General features: G+C 63.0%; 11 protein-coding genes. 9 read left to right on the forward strand and 2 right to left on the reverse strand.

Annotated elements, in window-relative coordinates:
* Nucleotides 1–53 precede the first annotated feature (53 nt).
* The gene (locus FJ954_RS13855) at nt 54–1,106 is read right to left on the reverse strand and encodes a LacI family DNA-binding transcriptional regulator (protein ID WP_140661684.1); all 1,053 of its coding nucleotides are present in this window, start codon (nt 1,104–1,106) and stop codon (nt 54–56) included.
* Nucleotides 1,107–1,508: 402 nt separating this feature from the next.
* Here FJ954_RS13855 and FJ954_RS13860 point away from each other — a divergent pair, with 402 nt between their 5' ends.
* From FJ954_RS13860 to FJ954_RS13895, 8 genes are all read left to right on the forward strand, one after another.
* Entirely contained in the window at nt 1,509–2,747 is a 1,239-nt protein-coding gene (locus FJ954_RS13860; protein WP_140661685.1) for an ABC transporter substrate-binding protein, read from the forward strand.
* A gap of 97 nt (nt 2,748–2,844) precedes the next feature.
* The gene (locus tag FJ954_RS13865; protein WP_140661686.1) at nt 2,845–3,738 is read left to right on the forward strand and encodes a sugar ABC transporter permease; all 894 of its coding nucleotides are present in this window, start codon (nt 2,845–2,847) and stop codon (nt 3,736–3,738) included.
* Complete coding sequence (locus FJ954_RS13870) at nt 3,731–4,666, forward strand: carbohydrate ABC transporter permease (protein ID WP_140661687.1); 936 nt, start codon at nt 3,731–3,733, stop codon at nt 4,664–4,666. Before FJ954_RS13865 ends, FJ954_RS13870 begins: the two co-directional genes overlap by 8 nt.
* A 5-nt stretch (nt 4,667–4,671) precedes the next feature.
* Complete coding sequence (locus FJ954_RS13875; protein WP_140619015.1) at nt 4,672–5,769, forward strand: ABC transporter ATP-binding protein; 1,098 nt, start codon at nt 4,672–4,674, stop codon at nt 5,767–5,769.
* Between the two features lie 55 nt (nt 5,770–5,824).
* A complete protein-coding gene (locus FJ954_RS13880) occupies nt 5,825–6,571 on the forward strand; it encodes a sugar phosphate isomerase/epimerase (RefSeq protein WP_140661688.1) in 747 nt (248 codons plus the stop codon).
* An 11-nt stretch (nt 6,572–6,582) separates the two neighbouring features.
* Nucleotides 6,583–7,740 carry a Gfo/Idh/MocA family oxidoreductase gene (locus FJ954_RS13885; RefSeq protein WP_140661689.1) on the forward strand — a complete coding sequence of 386 codons (1,158 nt, stop codon included), beginning with the start codon at nt 6,583–6,585 and terminating at the stop codon, nt 7,738–7,740.
* A gap of 134 nt (nt 7,741–7,874) precedes the next feature.
* On the forward strand, nt 7,875–8,921 hold the full coding sequence (gene mgrA, locus FJ954_RS13890; protein ID WP_140661851.1) for an L-glyceraldehyde 3-phosphate reductase: 1,047 nt from the start codon (nt 7,875–7,877) through the stop codon (nt 8,919–8,921).
* A gap of 295 nt (nt 8,922–9,216) precedes the next feature.
* Entirely contained in the window at nt 9,217–9,621 is a 405-nt protein-coding gene (locus FJ954_RS13895) for a Fur family transcriptional regulator (RefSeq protein WP_015315682.1), read from the forward strand.
* 17 nt (nt 9,622–9,638) lie between these two features.
* On the opposite strand, the gene polA is transcribed toward FJ954_RS13895, so the two are convergent.
* Entirely contained in the window at nt 9,639–12,596 is a 2,958-nt protein-coding gene (gene polA / locus FJ954_RS13900) for a DNA polymerase I (protein ID WP_181177816.1), read from the reverse strand.
* A 420-nt stretch (nt 12,597–13,016) separates the two neighbouring features.
* Here polA and FJ954_RS13905 point away from each other — a divergent pair, with 420 nt between their 5' ends.
* Nucleotides 13,017–14,408: a M20/M25/M40 family metallo-hydrolase gene (locus FJ954_RS13905; protein ID WP_031247689.1), complete on the forward strand. Its 1,392-nt coding sequence runs from the start codon at nt 13,017–13,019 to the stop codon at nt 14,406–14,408.
* The last annotated feature ends 51 nt before the right edge of the window (nt 14,409–14,459 follow it).

The following is a 14,459-nucleotide window of genomic DNA, read 5'->3' on the forward strand; positions in this document are numbered from 1 at the left end:
ATTCCAGGAAGATTGCGTGGCGGTTTTCCGTCCTGAATTGCGTAAAAAGGAGTCTATTCACCGAAGCGCCGATAGGCCACGACGCCCTTCGGTTCGCTCAGGCTCTGCAGCGAGCCGGGCGCGGCGCCGCCGATCCAGCCGAGCACCGAGCGGGCGAGTTCGGACCCGGCCAGGCGGAAGTCTTCGTTGACGACCAGCAATTCATGCCTGAACAGATGCAGCAGTTCCGACGACTGCTTCGACACCACGTCGACGTCGCGGCCGAGCTTGAGGCCGGCGTCCTCGATGCCGGCGACGATGGCGAGGGTCGCGGCGGCGGCGCTGCTGACGATGCCGTCCGGCCTGATGTCGCGCCGCATCAGCTGCGCGGTCCTCGTCCTGATCTGTTCGATCGAATGGTCGATCGAAACGGTGTTGAAGGGCACCTCGCTGGCGCCGACTTCGCTCAGCGCATCGGCAAAGCCGTCGACCGTGTGGCGGTAGTAGCTCAAACCCACCGGTGGCGTCACCAAAGCGAGCCGGCGGCGGCCCAGGCCGGCGAGATGGCGCACCGCCTCGGCCGCGAAGGCGTAATTGTCGAAATCATGATAGGGATGCACGAGCCCCATATCGGTGCGGCCGTGGGTCGCGAAGGGAATGCCGCGCTCCAGCATGTAGCGGGCGCGGGGATCGTTCGGCTGCGTGCGCGAAATGATGACGCCGTCGGCCGAGCCGGTCTCCACGAGATAGCGCACCGGATCCAGCGGATCCTGCGAGCGCGAATAGGGCGTGACGATCAGGTGGTAGGGCGTGTCGGCGATGACTTCCGTGACGCCATAGATGATGTCGGAAACAAAGCTCATGAGTTCGTGCTCGGTGTTGAGCACGAGGCTGATGACATTGGTCTTGCCGGTCCTGAGGCGCACGCCGGCGCGGTTCGGCCGATAGCCGATCTGCTTGGCCACGAGCTGGACTCGGCGCCTGGTCTCGGCGCCGATCTCGGGCGCGTCCTTCAAGGCCCGCGAGACGGTGGTGACGCCGAGCCCGGTCATGAAGGCAAGCGTCCTCAGCGTCGGCCGCTCCTGTGCCGTCGCCTCGTCATCCCTGGCCATGCGCTGTCTGTTCATCCGTCCCGCCCATCAGGCGCATAGCAGCCGCCGGGCAGCCCGGCAATGTTGCGGCCGCTCCCCATGGCGCGTCACCTGCAGTGGAAGTAGTATACTGAAACGTTACAGCTTGTCACGGTCGGTGTAAACGGGCGCGGGCGGACGCAAAAAGACGCCGTCAACCGCGAGGCGAAAAAGCGTTGGGATTCAGAGGGAAGCGTGCTCTTGGCAAGTTTCTTGCTGCTTTTGCCTAGAGAGCGGTGCAGTTTTGCATATTGCGTCGCACAACGCCGCGGCAGCGAGATGATTTTGTTCGCAGCTCGAAAAATGTCAAAGTGACATTCTGCCGGAAGGGGTTGCGTATGGTCTTCAATTGCCGTATCGAAAATCTGTAACGTTTCAGATTTCTGGGAGGAAGCCGAAATGCGATACAAATTCCTGACCGCTGCCTTTGCCGCGACGGTTGCTCTCAACTTTGCCGGGCCGGCGGCCGCGACTGATCTGGAAGTCACCCATTGGTGGACCTCCGGCGGCGAGGCGGCGGCGGTCGCCGAACTCGCCAAGGCATTCGACGCCACCGGCAATCACTGGGTCGACGGCGCCATCGCCGGATCCGGCGGCACGGCGCGGCCGATCATGATCAGCCGCATCACCGGCGGCGATCCAATGGGGGCCACGCAGTTCAATCACGGCAGGCAAGCGGAAGAGCTGGTTCAGGCTGGCCTGATGCGCGACCTCACCGATGTCGCCACCAAGGGCAAGTGGACGGAAGTGGTACGGCCCAAGAGCCTGCTCGATTCTTGCACCATCGACGGCAAGATCTATTGCGTGCCGGTCAACATCCATTCCTGGCAGTGGCTGTGGCTGTCGAACGCGGCGTTCGAGAAGGCCGGCGTGCCGGTGCCGAAGGACTGGAACGAGTATGTGGCCGCCGCCCCGGCGCTGGAGAAGGCAGGCATCGTGCCGCTCGCGGTCGGTGGGCAGGCCTGGCAGGCATCAGGCGCCTTCGACGTGCTGCTTGCCGCGGTCGGCGGAACCGACACCTTCCTCAAGGTCTACAAGGACAAGGACGCCAAGTTCGCAGCCGGTCCCGAAGTCGCCAAGGTGTTCAAGGCGGCCGACGATGCACGCAAGATGGCCAAGAACACGAATGTGCAGGACTGGAACCAGGCCACCAACATGGTCATCACCGGCAAGGCCGGCGGCCAGATCATGGGTGACTGGGCGCAGGGCGAGTTCCAGGTCGCCGGCAAGACCGCCGGCAAGGACTACACCTGCCTTCCCGGCCTCGGCCTGAACGAGGTCATCGCAACGGGCGGCGACGCCTTCTATTTCCCGCTGCTCAAGGACGCCGACAAGGCCAAGGCGCAGGAGGTGCTGGCCGAGACGCTGCTCGATCCCAAGACCCAGGTCGCCTTCAACCTCAAGAAGGGCTCGCTGCCGGTGCGCGGCGACGTCGACCTCAACGCGGCCAATGACTGCATGAAGAAAGGCCTCGCCATCCTGGCCAAGGGCGCGGTCATCCCGTGGACGGACCAGCTGCTCTCGCAGGACAGCCAGAAGCAGAAGGAGGACCTGTTCTCGGAGTTCTTCGCCAAGCCCGACATGAGCCTCGAAGAGGCGCAGAAGCGCTTCGCCGACATCATCGCTTCGGCTGATTGACGACCGACGAGCCGCCCGCTCCCGACCTTGCCAGACAGGGCCGGGAGCCAAGGCGTGCTGACTTTCCGCCCTTATCCGATCCAGCACGGCTGTACCGATGAGCAAGAGCGAACGCCCGAGCCAACTCTTCCGCAATCTCAATGCGAAGGTCGCTTCGATCCCGATGATCCTCACCGCAATGGTGGTCTTTGTCGGCGGCACCGCGTGGACGGTGCTCTATTCCTTCACCAATTCGAAGCTGCTGCCGCGGCTGAATTTCGTCGGGCTCGACCAGTATTACCGGCTGTGGGCGACGCCGCGCTGGCTGATTTCGATCGAGAACCTCTTGATCTACGGTGTGATCTCACTGGTGTTCTCGCTGGTGATCGGTTTTCTGCTGGCGGCCCTGCTCGACCAGAAGATCCGTTTCGAGGACACGTTCCGCACCATCTTCCTCTACCCCTTCGCGCTCTCCTTCATCGTCACCGGCCTTGTCTGGCAATGGCTGCTCAATCCGGATTTCGGCGTCCAGGGCGTAGTACGAAGCCTCGGCTGGGCCAGCTTCGATTTCAATCCGCTCTACAATTCCAGCATCGTCATCTACGGCATATCGATCGCGGCGCTTTGGCAGGGTACAGGGCTGATCATGTGCCTGATGCTGGCGGGCCTGCGCGGCATCGACGAGGACATCTGGAAGGCCGCACGGGTGGACGGGATTCCCATGTGGAAGACTTATCTGTTCATCATCATCCCGATGATGCGGCCGGTGTTCATCACCACGCTGGTGATCATCGCGTCGGGCATCGTCAAGGTCTATGACCTCGTCGTCGCGCAGACCAGCGGCGGGCCGGGCATCGCCTCCGAAGTGCCGGCCAAATACGTCTACGACTACATGTTCTTCGCCCAGAATCTCGGCCAGGGCTTTGCGGCCTCGACCATGATGCTGCTGTCGGTGATGATCGTCATCGTGCCGTGGGCCTATCTCGAATTCGGAGGCCGCAAGCGTGTCTGATCATGCCGTCTCCTTGTCCGCCACGTCGTCAAACCTCCGGGCTGGCGCCTCCGGCCCGAGCGGACCAAAGCCGCGGCACGTGTTCTCGCGCCGGAACATTTTCCTGTACGGCACGCTCATCGTGGTGGCGCTCTACTATCTCCTGCCGCTCTATGTGATGGTCGTCACCTCGCTGAAGGGCATGCCGGAGATCCGCCTCGGCAACATTTTCTCGCCGCCGCTCGAGATCACCTTCGAGCCCTGGGTCAAGGCGTGGTCGCAGGCCTGCACCGGACTCAATTGCGACGGGCTCTCGCGCGGGTTCTGGAATTCGGTGCGCATCACCGTTCCCTCGGTGATCCTGTCGATCGCAATCGCCTCGGTGAACGGCTACGCGCTGGCCAACTGGCGCTTCAAGGGCGCCGACACCTTCTTCGTCATCCTGATCGTCGGCGCCTTCATTCCCTACCAGGTGATGATCTATCCGATCGTCATCATCCTGCGCGAGATCGGCCTCTATGGCAGCCTTACCGGCCTGGTGATCGTGCATTCCATTTTCGGCATGCCGATCCTGACGCTTCTGTTCCGCAATTATTTCACCTCCATGCCGGAGGAACTGTTCCGGGCGGCGCGCGTCGATGGCGCCGGCTTCTGGGGCATCTACCTGCGCATCATGCTGCCGATGTCACTGCCGATCTTCGTCGTCGCCGTCATCCTGCAGGTGACCGGCATCTGGAACGACTTCCTGTTCGGCGTCGTCTATACGCGCCCCGACACCTATCCGATGACGGTGCAGCTCAACAACATCGTCAATTCGGTGCAAGGCGTGAAGGAATACAACGTCAACATGGCCGCCACCATCCTGACCGGGTTGGTGCCGCTGATCGTCTATTTCATTTCCGGCAAATTGTTCGTGCGCGGCATCGCCGCCGGCGCGGTGAAAGGGTGATGGCGATGGCGGCGAACGGCACCAGCGTTTCGATCCAGGACCTGTCGCTGAACTTCGGCGCGGTCTCGGTGCTGCAGACGCTCAATCTCGATGTCGCCGAAGGCGAGTTCATCGTGCTGCTCGGACCCTCCGGCTGCGGCAAGTCGACCTTGCTCAACTGCATCGCCGGCCTGCTCGACATTTCGGAAGGCCGCATCTTCATCAAGGGCAAGAACGTCACCTGGGAAGAGCCCAAGGACCGCGGCATCGGCATGGTCTTCCAGTCCTATGCGCTCTATCCGCAAATGACGGTGGAGAAGAACCTGTCCTTCGGGCTGCGTGTCGCCGGCATCGCCAAGGACGAGATCGCCAAGCGCATCGCGCGCGCCGCCGAGATCCTGCAGATCGAGCCGTTGCTGCAGCGCAAGCCGGCGGCCCTTTCCGGCGGCCAGCGCCAGCGCGTGGCGATCGGACGGGCGCTGGTGCGCGATGTCGACGTCTTCCTGTTCGACGAACCGCTGTCCAATCTCGATGCCAAGCTGCGTTCGGAGCTGCGCGTCGAGATCAAGCTTCTGCACCGCAAGCTGCAGAACACGATGATCTATGTCACCCACGACCAGATCGAGGCGATGACCCTGGCCGACCGCATCGCGGTGATGAAGGGCGGCGTCATCCAGCAGCTCGACGCGCCGCAGACCATCTACAACCGCCCGGTCAACCGGTTTGTCGCCGGCTTCCTCGGTTCGCCTGCGATGAATTTCGTCGAGGGGCAGCTGGAGACCGGCACGACGGCGGTGTTCAAGACCGGGGATTTGACCATACCGCTCGAGCGCTATGGCTTCGATGGCGCCGGCAACAAGAGCGGGCCTTGCGTGTTCGGGATTCGCCCCGAGCACGTTGCCTTTGGCGAGGCCGCGAATTCCATGCCCTTCGCCACCGATGCCGCCGTCGAGATCGTCGAGCCGATGGGCTCCGATACGCTGGTGTGGACGAAGCTCGGCGGCCGCATTTTTTCCTTCCGTGTCGAGGCGGAAAAAACGCTGCGCAATGGCGACCCGATCAGGATCGGCTTTGATCCTGCCCGCGCCTCGCTGTTCGATACTCCATCCGGCAACCGCATGTAGCTCCCAAGAAAACCATCCTCCCAAGGACAATCCCCAAGCAGAACGGACAGAGACGATGAACTGGTCATTCCAACTTTACAGCGCCCGCAATTTCTTGCCCTGGACCGATGTGCTCGAAATGCTCGGCAAGCTCGGCTACGCCGAGGTCGAAGGGTTCGGCGGCGTCTATGACGATCCCAAGGCCTTCCGCGCCGAGCTCGACAAGAACGGCCTTGCCATGCCGACCGGGCATTTTTCCATCGATGCGCTGGAGAATGATTTCGACGGTGTGCGCCGGATCGCCGAAACGCTCGGCGTCAAGCTTTTGATCTGTCCCTATCTGATGGCCGAGGACAGGCCATCCGACGCCGCCGGCTGGCGCGGCTTCGGCGAGCGCCTCGCCAAGGTCGGCGAGGTCGCCTCGAAGGCGGGCTATGGCTTCGCCTGGCACAACCATGATTTCGAGTTCAAGACACTCGCCGACGGCTCGGTGCCGCAGGACCATATCCTGTCGTCCGCGCCCAATATAGGCTGGGAAATGGACGTCGCCTGGGTAGTGCGCGGCGGCTCCGACCCGCTGCCCTGGATCGAAAAGCAGGGCCAGCGCATCGTCGCCGTCCATGTCAAGGACATGGCGAAGGCGGGCGAGGGGCTGGATGAGGATGGCTGGTCGGATGTCGGCCACGGCACGATCGATTGGGCCGGCCTGATCAAGGTGCTGCGGGCCAAGAGCGCGGCGAAATACTTTGTCATGGAACAGGACAACCCCAACGATATCGAGCGCTTCGCCCGCCGCTCGATCGCAACTGTCAAGAGCTACTAGGAACAACCACCATGGCAAAGAAGCTGGGTACTGGGAAATTGGGTGTTGGCGTCATCGGCTGCGGCAACATCTCGAAGGCGTATTTTTCGCTGGCGCCGTTGTTTCGCGGCATCGAGATGCGCGCCTGCGCCGACATCAACATGGACGCGGCCAGGGCGCGGGCGAAGGAATTCAAGCTGCGCGCCGAGACCGTCGAGGATCTGCTCAAGGCCGACGATATCGACATCATCGTCAACCTGACCATTCCGGCCGTGCATTACGAGGTGTCGAAGCAGGTGCTCGATGCCGGCAAGCATGTCTATTCCGAAAAGCCGTTCGTGCTGTCGCTCAAGGAGGGCCAGGACCTCAAGGCGCGGGCCCAGAAGAGGGGGCTGCGCATCGGCTCGGCGCCGGACACGTTCCTCGGCGGCGCGCACCAGCTGGTGCGCGAACTGATCGACGAGGGGAGGCTTGGCAAGATCACCAGCGGCACCTGCCACGTCATGGGCCACGGTATGGAGCATTGGCACCCCAATCCCGACTTCTTCTTCCAGCCCGGGGCGGGACCAGTGCTCGACATCGGACCGTACTACATCACCAATCTGATCCAGCTGATCGGGCCGGTGAAGCAGGTAGCGGCCTTCGCGACGACCCCCGCCAAGGAACGGACCATCAGCTCAAAGCCGCGCGCGGGCGAAAAAATCCCGGTCAACACGCCGACCACCATCCATGGCCTGCTGGAATTCGAGAACGGCGCCGTGGTGACGCTGAACACCAGCTGGGATGTGTGGGCTCACGGCCACGCGCCGATGGAACTCTATGGCGAGGCCGGGACGGTGTTCGTGCCGGATCCGAACTTCTTCGGCGGCGACGTGCGCTTCACCGAAGAAGGCAAGCCGGTCAAGAAGCTGCCGAAATGGAAGCATCCGCTTGGCGTTCCCAATGAGATGCATGGCCAGGGCATGATGGCCAATTACCGCACGGCGGGCCTGGCCGACATGGCGTTGGCGATCGCCGAAGGGCGGCCGCACCGCTGCTCGATGGAACTCGCGCTGCATGCCGTCGATGTCATGACCGGCCTCCTGCGCTCCGGCGAAACCGGCAAGTTCGTCGCCATGCAGACCACTTGCGAGCGTCCGGCCGCGCTTGGCGTCAAGCAGGCCAAGGAGCTGCTGGCCAAGAAGACGTAGTCGCATGGATTATCGATAATTTTGCCTTACCCCTCTCCCCGTTCCTCCGGGGAGGGGGTAAAGGATGGGGTACGGGCATGCTCATCGCCTCTGCGATGACGGTGCCCTGTCCGTTCAAATTCGAGGATTTCCCCATGCCCTATATCGCCGCTGAAAACCGCTACGAGAAAATGATCTACAACCGCTGCGGTCGGTCCGGCCTCAAGCTGCCGGCGATCTCGCTCGGGCTGTGGCACAATTTCGGCGACGACACGCCGCATCGGACCAAGCAGGCGATCGTGCGAAAGGCCTTCGATCTTGGCATCACCCATTTCGACCTCGCTAACAATTATGGGCCGCCGCCCGGCTCGGCCGAGACGGCTTTCGGCGAGATACTGCGTACTGATTTTGCCGCCTATCGCGACGAACTGATCATCTCGACCAAGGCCGGCTACGAAATGTGGGCCGGCCCCTACGGCGAATGGGGCGGGCGCAAATACATGCTGGCCAGCCTCGACCAGAGCCTGAAGCGGATGGGCCTCGACTATGTCGACATCTTCTATTCGCACCGCTTCGATCCCGATACGCCGCTCGAAGAAACCATGGGCGCGCTCGACCATGCGGTGCGTTCGGGCAAGGCGCTCTACGCCGGCATCTCGTCCTACAATTCGCAGCGCACCCGCGAGGCCGCCGACATATTGAGGCAACTCGGTACGCCCTGCGTCATCCATCAGCCGAGCTATTCGATGCTGAACCGCTGGGTCGAGGAGGACGGACTGCTCGACACGCTCGAGGGGCTCGGCGTCGGCTCCATCGTGTTCTCGCCGCTGGCGCAAGGCATGCTGACCGACAAATATCTCGGCGGCATTCCCGATGGCAGCCGGGCCTCCCAAGGCAAGTCGCTCAAGACAGCTTTCATCAACGACCGCACCATTGCCAACATCAAGGCGCTCAACGCGATCGCCGGCAAGCGCGGCCAGACGCTGGCCCAAATGGCCTTGGCCTGGGTGCTGCGCAGGGGCCGGGTTACTTCGGCGCTGATCGGCGCCAGCCGGCCCGAGCAGGTCGAGGATTGCGTCGGGGCGCTGAAGGTGCTCGACTTCAGCGACGCCGAACTGGCCGAAATCGATACATACGCGCGCGAGTCCGATATCAACCTGTGGGCTGCTTCCGCCGAACGCAAAGGCCCGCCGAGGAAATAGCTGAAGCCGGCTGGCGGAATTGCTCGCGCCGGCCTTCGCGGATGAAGTCAAGTCAGGGCGTGGCCGGCCTCCCTGAGGCGGCGTTGATCGCCGCATGGGTCGGCAGGCCAAAGGTGCCGGGCACACCCTTGGCTACCCTCGTCGAGATTTCTGCCAATATGCCCGCGCGTCATCGATCGGCCCGGGACAACAACAGAAGAGTAGCAAAGACGGCGGTTCGTCGCTATCTGAAAGGGATCGGGCCGTTTGCACGCCGGACAGCCCGCCAACAGCGCAGGACAAGTGGAACAGGACCATGGCGGCAAGGGATGTGCTGACGAAAAACCAGTTGTGCGTGCTCGAGAAACTCGAGATCGCCAGCGGGCCGCTCAGCGCCTACACCTTGCTCGATCAGCTTCGCGAGCGCGGTTTTCGCGCCCCATTGCAGGTCTATCGCGCGCTCGACACGCTGGTGAAATCAGGTTTCGTGCACCGGCTGGAAAGCATTAATTCCTTCGTCGCCTGCGCCGAGCCGCACGACCATAGCCACTCGATGACCGCCTTCGCCATATGCGATACTTGCGGGCAGGTGACCGAAATGTCCGATCACGACGTCGATCACCGGCTGAACGAATGGGTCAACTCGACCGGCTTCGCCGCCAAGAAGGCGGTGATCGAATTTCGCGGGACCTGCGCGAAATGTTTGGCGCAAGCGGCCTGAGGGCCTTCGCCAGCGCGTCAGTGTGCCTCGTCCCAGTTGCTGGCGGCCCGCGCGTCGACATGCAGCGGCACCGACATCGAGACCGCCGGCATCGCCGCGTTTTCCATGACATGGCGCACGACGGGGATCGTCGCCTCGACTTCGGCCTCGACCGTTTCGAAGATCAGTTCGTCATGCACCTGCAGGAGCATGCGGGCCGACAGCTTGGCCTTGTCCAAGGCTTCCTCCATGCGGATCATGGCGCGGCGGATGATGTCGGCGGCGGTGCCTTGCAGGCGGGCGTTGATCGAGGCGCGCTCGTTGAACGCGCGCAGCGACGGGTTCGAGGACCTGATGTCGGGATAGTGGATGCGGCGGCCGAAGATCGTTTCGACGAAGCCGTGCTCGCGGGCATAGGCCTTGGTCTCCTCGATATAATCGCGGATGCCGGGAAAGCGCTCGAAGTATTTCTTGATGTAGGCGCTCGCCTCCTCGCGCGGGATCGACAGCTGGTTGGCGAGACCGAAGGCCGAGATGCCATAGATGATGCCGAAATTGATCGCCTTGGCACGGCGGCGCACTTCCGACGGCATACCCTCCACGGGCACGTTGAACATTTCAGACGCTGTGATGGCGTGGATGTCGGCGCCATCCGCAAAGGCCTGCCGCAATTGCGGGATTTCAGCGACATGGGCGAGCACGCGCAGTTCGATCTGGCTGTAGTCGGCTGACACCAGCCGGAGGTTCTTGTCGGTGATGAAGGCGGTCCGGATCTTGCGGCCTTCAGCCGTGCGCACCGGAATGTTCTGCAGGTTCGGGTCGGAAGACGACAGACGGCCCGTCGTCGTCGCGGCGAGCGCGTAGGAGGTGTGGACGCGTTTCGTGTCGGGATTGACGAAGCCGGGCAGGGCGTCGGTGTAGGTCGATTTCAGCTTGGTCAGCTGGCGCCAATCGACGATCTTACGCGGCAGTTCGTGCCCTTCCGCGGCAAGGTCTTCGAGCAGCTGCGCCGAGGTCGACCACTGGCCGGTCTTGGTCTTGGAGCCGCCGGGCAGGCCCATGCGGCCGAACAATATGTCGCCGAGCTGCTTGGGCGAGCCGATGTTGATGCGCTCGCCGATGAGCAGGTAGATTTCCTCCTCGAGCCGGGCCGCACCTTGCGCCAGTTCCCCCGACAGCCGCGACAGGATCTGCCGGTCGACCGAAATGCCGCGCTGTTCCATGCGCGCCAGCACCGGCACCAGTGGCCGCTCCAGGCGTTCATAGACCGAGACCAGGCCCTTGGCGGCAAGCCGGGGCTTCAGCACCCGCCACAGCCGCAACGTCACGTCGGCATCCTCGGCGGCGTGAGCGGTCGCCCTGTCGATATCGACCTGGTCAAAACCGACAGAGTTCTTGCCGGAACCGGTCACGTCCTTGAGTTGAAGGGGTTTATGGCCAAGCCATTTGTCGGCAAGGGCATCCATGCCGTGGCCATGCGGCGTGCCGGCGTCGAGCACGTAGGAGATCAGCATGGTGTCGTCGAACGGCGCGACATCGATGCCGTAGCGGCTCAGGATGACCAGATCATATTTCAGGTTCTGCGCGATCTTCAGCACCGACCTGTCCTCGAACAGGGGTTTGAGGACCGCCAGAGCCTCGCGAAGCGGAACCTGGTTTTCGAGCGTGCCGCCGCCAAGCAGGTCGCCATTGCCGCTCTTATGGGCGAAGGGAATATAGCCGGCGCGGCCAGGCGCTGTGGCCATGGCCAAGCCGATCAGTTCGGCCTGCATCGGATCGGTCGAGGTGGCCCTGACGTCGAAGGCAGCGATACCGGCCTCCCGCGCCTCCGCGACCCAGGCTTTCAGCGTCGCGATATCGCGGATGCACTGATAGGCCGCGGTATCGATCTTGGCGGTCGCCGCTCTCTCCAGCCGCAATGCGGCCAGGAGGGAAGGGGTGTCACCTTGTTTTGGCGTCTCCGTCGTCTCGATTTCAGCAGCCTGGCCAGGCTCGGAGCCCGTCCCGTTCCGGGCAACGGGCGGTGTTCCGGCGCCGACATCGGGGCCATGGGCGTTATCGGCGCGTTCGACGGGCACCGCGACGGCCTGGACGTCGCCGGCCTCGGTGCCGGTCGCTTCCGCCACACGGCGCGTCAGCGAGGTGAATTCCATGGTCTTGAGGAAGCCGATCAGCTTTGGTCCGTCGGGGGCATGCAGGACGAAATCGTCCAATCCTTCTGCCACCGGCACATCGTTCTTCAGCGTCACCAGCTGGCGCGAGATGCGCGCCTTGTCGGCGTTGGCGATGATCGATTCCCGCCTTTTTTCCTGCTTGATCTCGCCGGCGCGGGCGAGCAATCCGTCGAGGTCGCCGAACTGCTCGAGCAGTTGCGCCGCGGTCTTTGGCCCGATGCCGGGCACGCCAGGCACATTGTCGACTGAGTCGCCCGTCAGCGCCTGCAGGTCGATCATCTTTTCCGGCGGCACGCCCCATTTCTCGACGACTTCGGGGATGCCGATCTGCCGGTCCTTCATCGGGTCGTACATGCCGACGGTTTCGCCAACCAGCTGCATCAAGTCCTTGTCGGAGGAGATGATGGTGGTGTCGCCGCCGGCCTCGCAGGCCAGCCGGCAATAGGTGGCGATGAGATCGTCGGCCTCGAAGCCTTCCATCTCGATGCAAGGCAGGTTGAACGCCCTGGTTGCCTGGCGGATCAGGCCGAACTGCGGGATCAGATCCTCCGGCGGCGCCGAACGGTTGGCCTTGTATTCGGGATAAAGGTCGTTTCGGAAGGTTTTCGAGGAATAGTCGAAGATGACGGCGAAATGCGTCGGCACAATGCCCACATCGGTGTTGCGGGCGTCCTGCATCAGCTTCCACAGCATGTTGCAGAAGCCGGAAACGGCACCGACCGGCAGGCCGTCCGACTTGCGGGTCAGCGGCGGCAGCGCGTGATAGGCGCGGAAGATGTAGCCGGAGCCGTCGATGAGAAAGAGATGATCGCCTTTTTTCATGCGGGCAGGGATAGCGCGGCGCGATGGCTTGGTCCATGCCAAAGACAGCGCCAGATACAACACCCTGACAGATCGCGACCCTGACGGATCAAAGGCATACAGGCCCGCTCACGGGCACGTTACAAAAGTGTAACGTTGACGCCCTTGAATCGCCACGTTCACAGACCCAAATACACGTCATCGGCAGTTTTCGCCGAAGTCCGGAGCAAGGCCCGTCCCCCGCCTATACCGGACAATTGCGGCAGCCTATCCCCCCTCTCCGGGCTGCCGCATCGTTTCGAGTAAAAGGCCGCCGTGGTTCCCCCTCCACCACGGCGGCATTTTTTTGCCCGCGGCGGCCATCCGGGTCGTGGTCCAATCGTCCCGGGCTTTTCGTTTCGCCGCTCTGCCTTTACGGTTCCGACACTGAACCGAAAGGCTATGCAAATGTCCGCAGTCTCCCCCGTCCTCGACCGTCTCGACAAGAATCTCGACCAGAGCCTGGAACGGCTCTTCGGCCTGCTCGGGATCAAATCGATCTCCACAGATCCAGCCTACGCCGCCGACTGCCGCAAGGCGGCGGAATGGCTGGTGGCGGAACTCAAACTGATCGGCTTCGACGCCAGCGTGCGCGACACGCCGGGCCACCCGATGGTGGTTGCGCATCATGATGGGCCGGCTGGCGCGCCGCATGTGCTGTTCTACGGCCATTACGACGTGCAGCCGGTCGACCCAATCGAACTGTGGGAAAACGATCCCTTCGCCCCCGCGATCAAGGAGGTCGGACCTGGTCACAAGATCATCACCGGGCGCGGCTCGGCCGACGACAAGGGCCAGCTGATGACCTTCGTCGAGGCATGCCGTGCCTGGAAACAGGTGCACGGCAGCCTTCCGTGCCGGGTCACCATCCTGTTCGAAGGCGAGGAGGAATCCGGCTCGCCCTCGCTGAAGCCGTTCCTCGAGGCCAATGCCGAGGAGCTCAAGGCCGACTTCGCGCTGGTCTGCGATACCAGCATGTGGGACCGCGACACGCCGTCGATCTGCGTCGGGCTACGCGGTCTGGTCGGCGAGGAGATCACGGTGAAGGCCGCCGACCGCGATCTGCATTCGGGCCTGTATGGCGGGGCTGCCGCCAACCCGATCCGCATCCTAGCCAAGGTACTGGCCGACATCCACGACAAGGACGGCCATATCACCATCCCGGGCTTCTATGACGGCGTCGAGGAAACCCCCTCGCAGGTGCTGAAATCATGGGAGACGCTGGGCGAGACGGCCGAGACCTTCCTTGGGCCTGTCGGCTTGTCGATCCCATCGGGCGAAAAAGGCCGCTCGGTGCTGGAACTGACCTGGGCGCGACCCACCGCCGAATTCAACGGCATCATCGGTGGCTATACCGGCAAGGGTTTCAAGACGGTCATCGCGGCGGAAGCCTCGGCAAAGGTCTCGTTCCGCCTTGTCCACAAGCAGGATCCGGCCAAGATCCGCGCGGCCTTCCAGAAATTCGTCAAGGAACGCATCCCGGCCGATTGTACGGTCGAATTCCATGCTCATGGCGGCTCACCGGCAATCCAGCTCTCTTACGACTCGCCCTTCCTGGCCAAGGCCAAGACGGCGCTTTCCGACGAATGGCCAAAGCCCGCGGTGACGACCGGCAGCGGCGGCTCCATTCCGGTGGTGGGCGACTTTCAGACCTATCTCGGCATGGAATCGCTGCTGGTCGGGTTCGGCCTCGATGACGACCGCATCCACTCGCCCAACGAGAAATACGAGCTCAGCTCCTTCCACAAGGGCCAGCGCTCCTGGGCGCGCATTCTGGATGCGCTGACACGCTGAGCGCGGAAAACACGTTTTCTTGTTGATTTTTCACCGGATCGCGGCGAGGAC

The organism is Mesorhizobium sp. B2-3-15, from assembly GCF_006442875.1.
GTDB classification, from domain to species: domain Bacteria; phylum Pseudomonadota; class Alphaproteobacteria; order Rhizobiales; family Rhizobiaceae; genus Mesorhizobium; species Mesorhizobium australicum.

What these genes read in the sequence shown, in the direction of transcription:
- FJ954_RS13875 (WP_140619015.1), top strand. Translation starts at nt 4,672, where the DNA reads ATGGCGGCGAACGGCACCAGCGTTTCGATCCAGGACCTGTCGCTGAAC.
- FJ954_RS13855 (WP_140661684.1), bottom strand. Translation starts at nt 1,106, where the DNA reads ATGAACAGACAGCGCATGGCCAGGGATGACGAGGCGACGGCACAGGAG.
- FJ954_RS13885 (WP_140661689.1), top strand. Translation starts at nt 6,583, where the DNA reads ATGGCAAAGAAGCTGGGTACTGGGAAATTGGGTGTTGGCGTCATCGGC.
- FJ954_RS13880 (WP_140661688.1), top strand. Translation starts at nt 5,825, where the DNA reads ATGAACTGGTCATTCCAACTTTACAGCGCCCGCAATTTCTTGCCCTGG.
- FJ954_RS13865 (WP_140661686.1), top strand. Translation starts at nt 2,845, where the DNA reads ATGAGCAAGAGCGAACGCCCGAGCCAACTCTTCCGCAATCTCAATGCG.
- FJ954_RS13895 (WP_015315682.1), top strand. Translation starts at nt 9,217, where the DNA reads ATGGCGGCAAGGGATGTGCTGACGAAAAACCAGTTGTGCGTGCTCGAG.
- FJ954_RS13905 (WP_031247689.1), top strand. Translation starts at nt 13,017, where the DNA reads ATGCAAATGTCCGCAGTCTCCCCCGTCCTCGACCGTCTCGACAAGAAT.
- FJ954_RS13860 (WP_140661685.1), top strand. Translation starts at nt 1,509, where the DNA reads ATGCGATACAAATTCCTGACCGCTGCCTTTGCCGCGACGGTTGCTCTC.
- mgrA (WP_140661851.1), top strand. Translation starts at nt 7,875, where the DNA reads ATGCCCTATATCGCCGCTGAAAACCGCTACGAGAAAATGATCTACAAC.
- polA (WP_181177816.1), bottom strand. Translation starts at nt 12,596, where the DNA reads ATGAAAAAAGGCGATCATCTCTTTCTCATCGACGGCTCCGGCTACATC.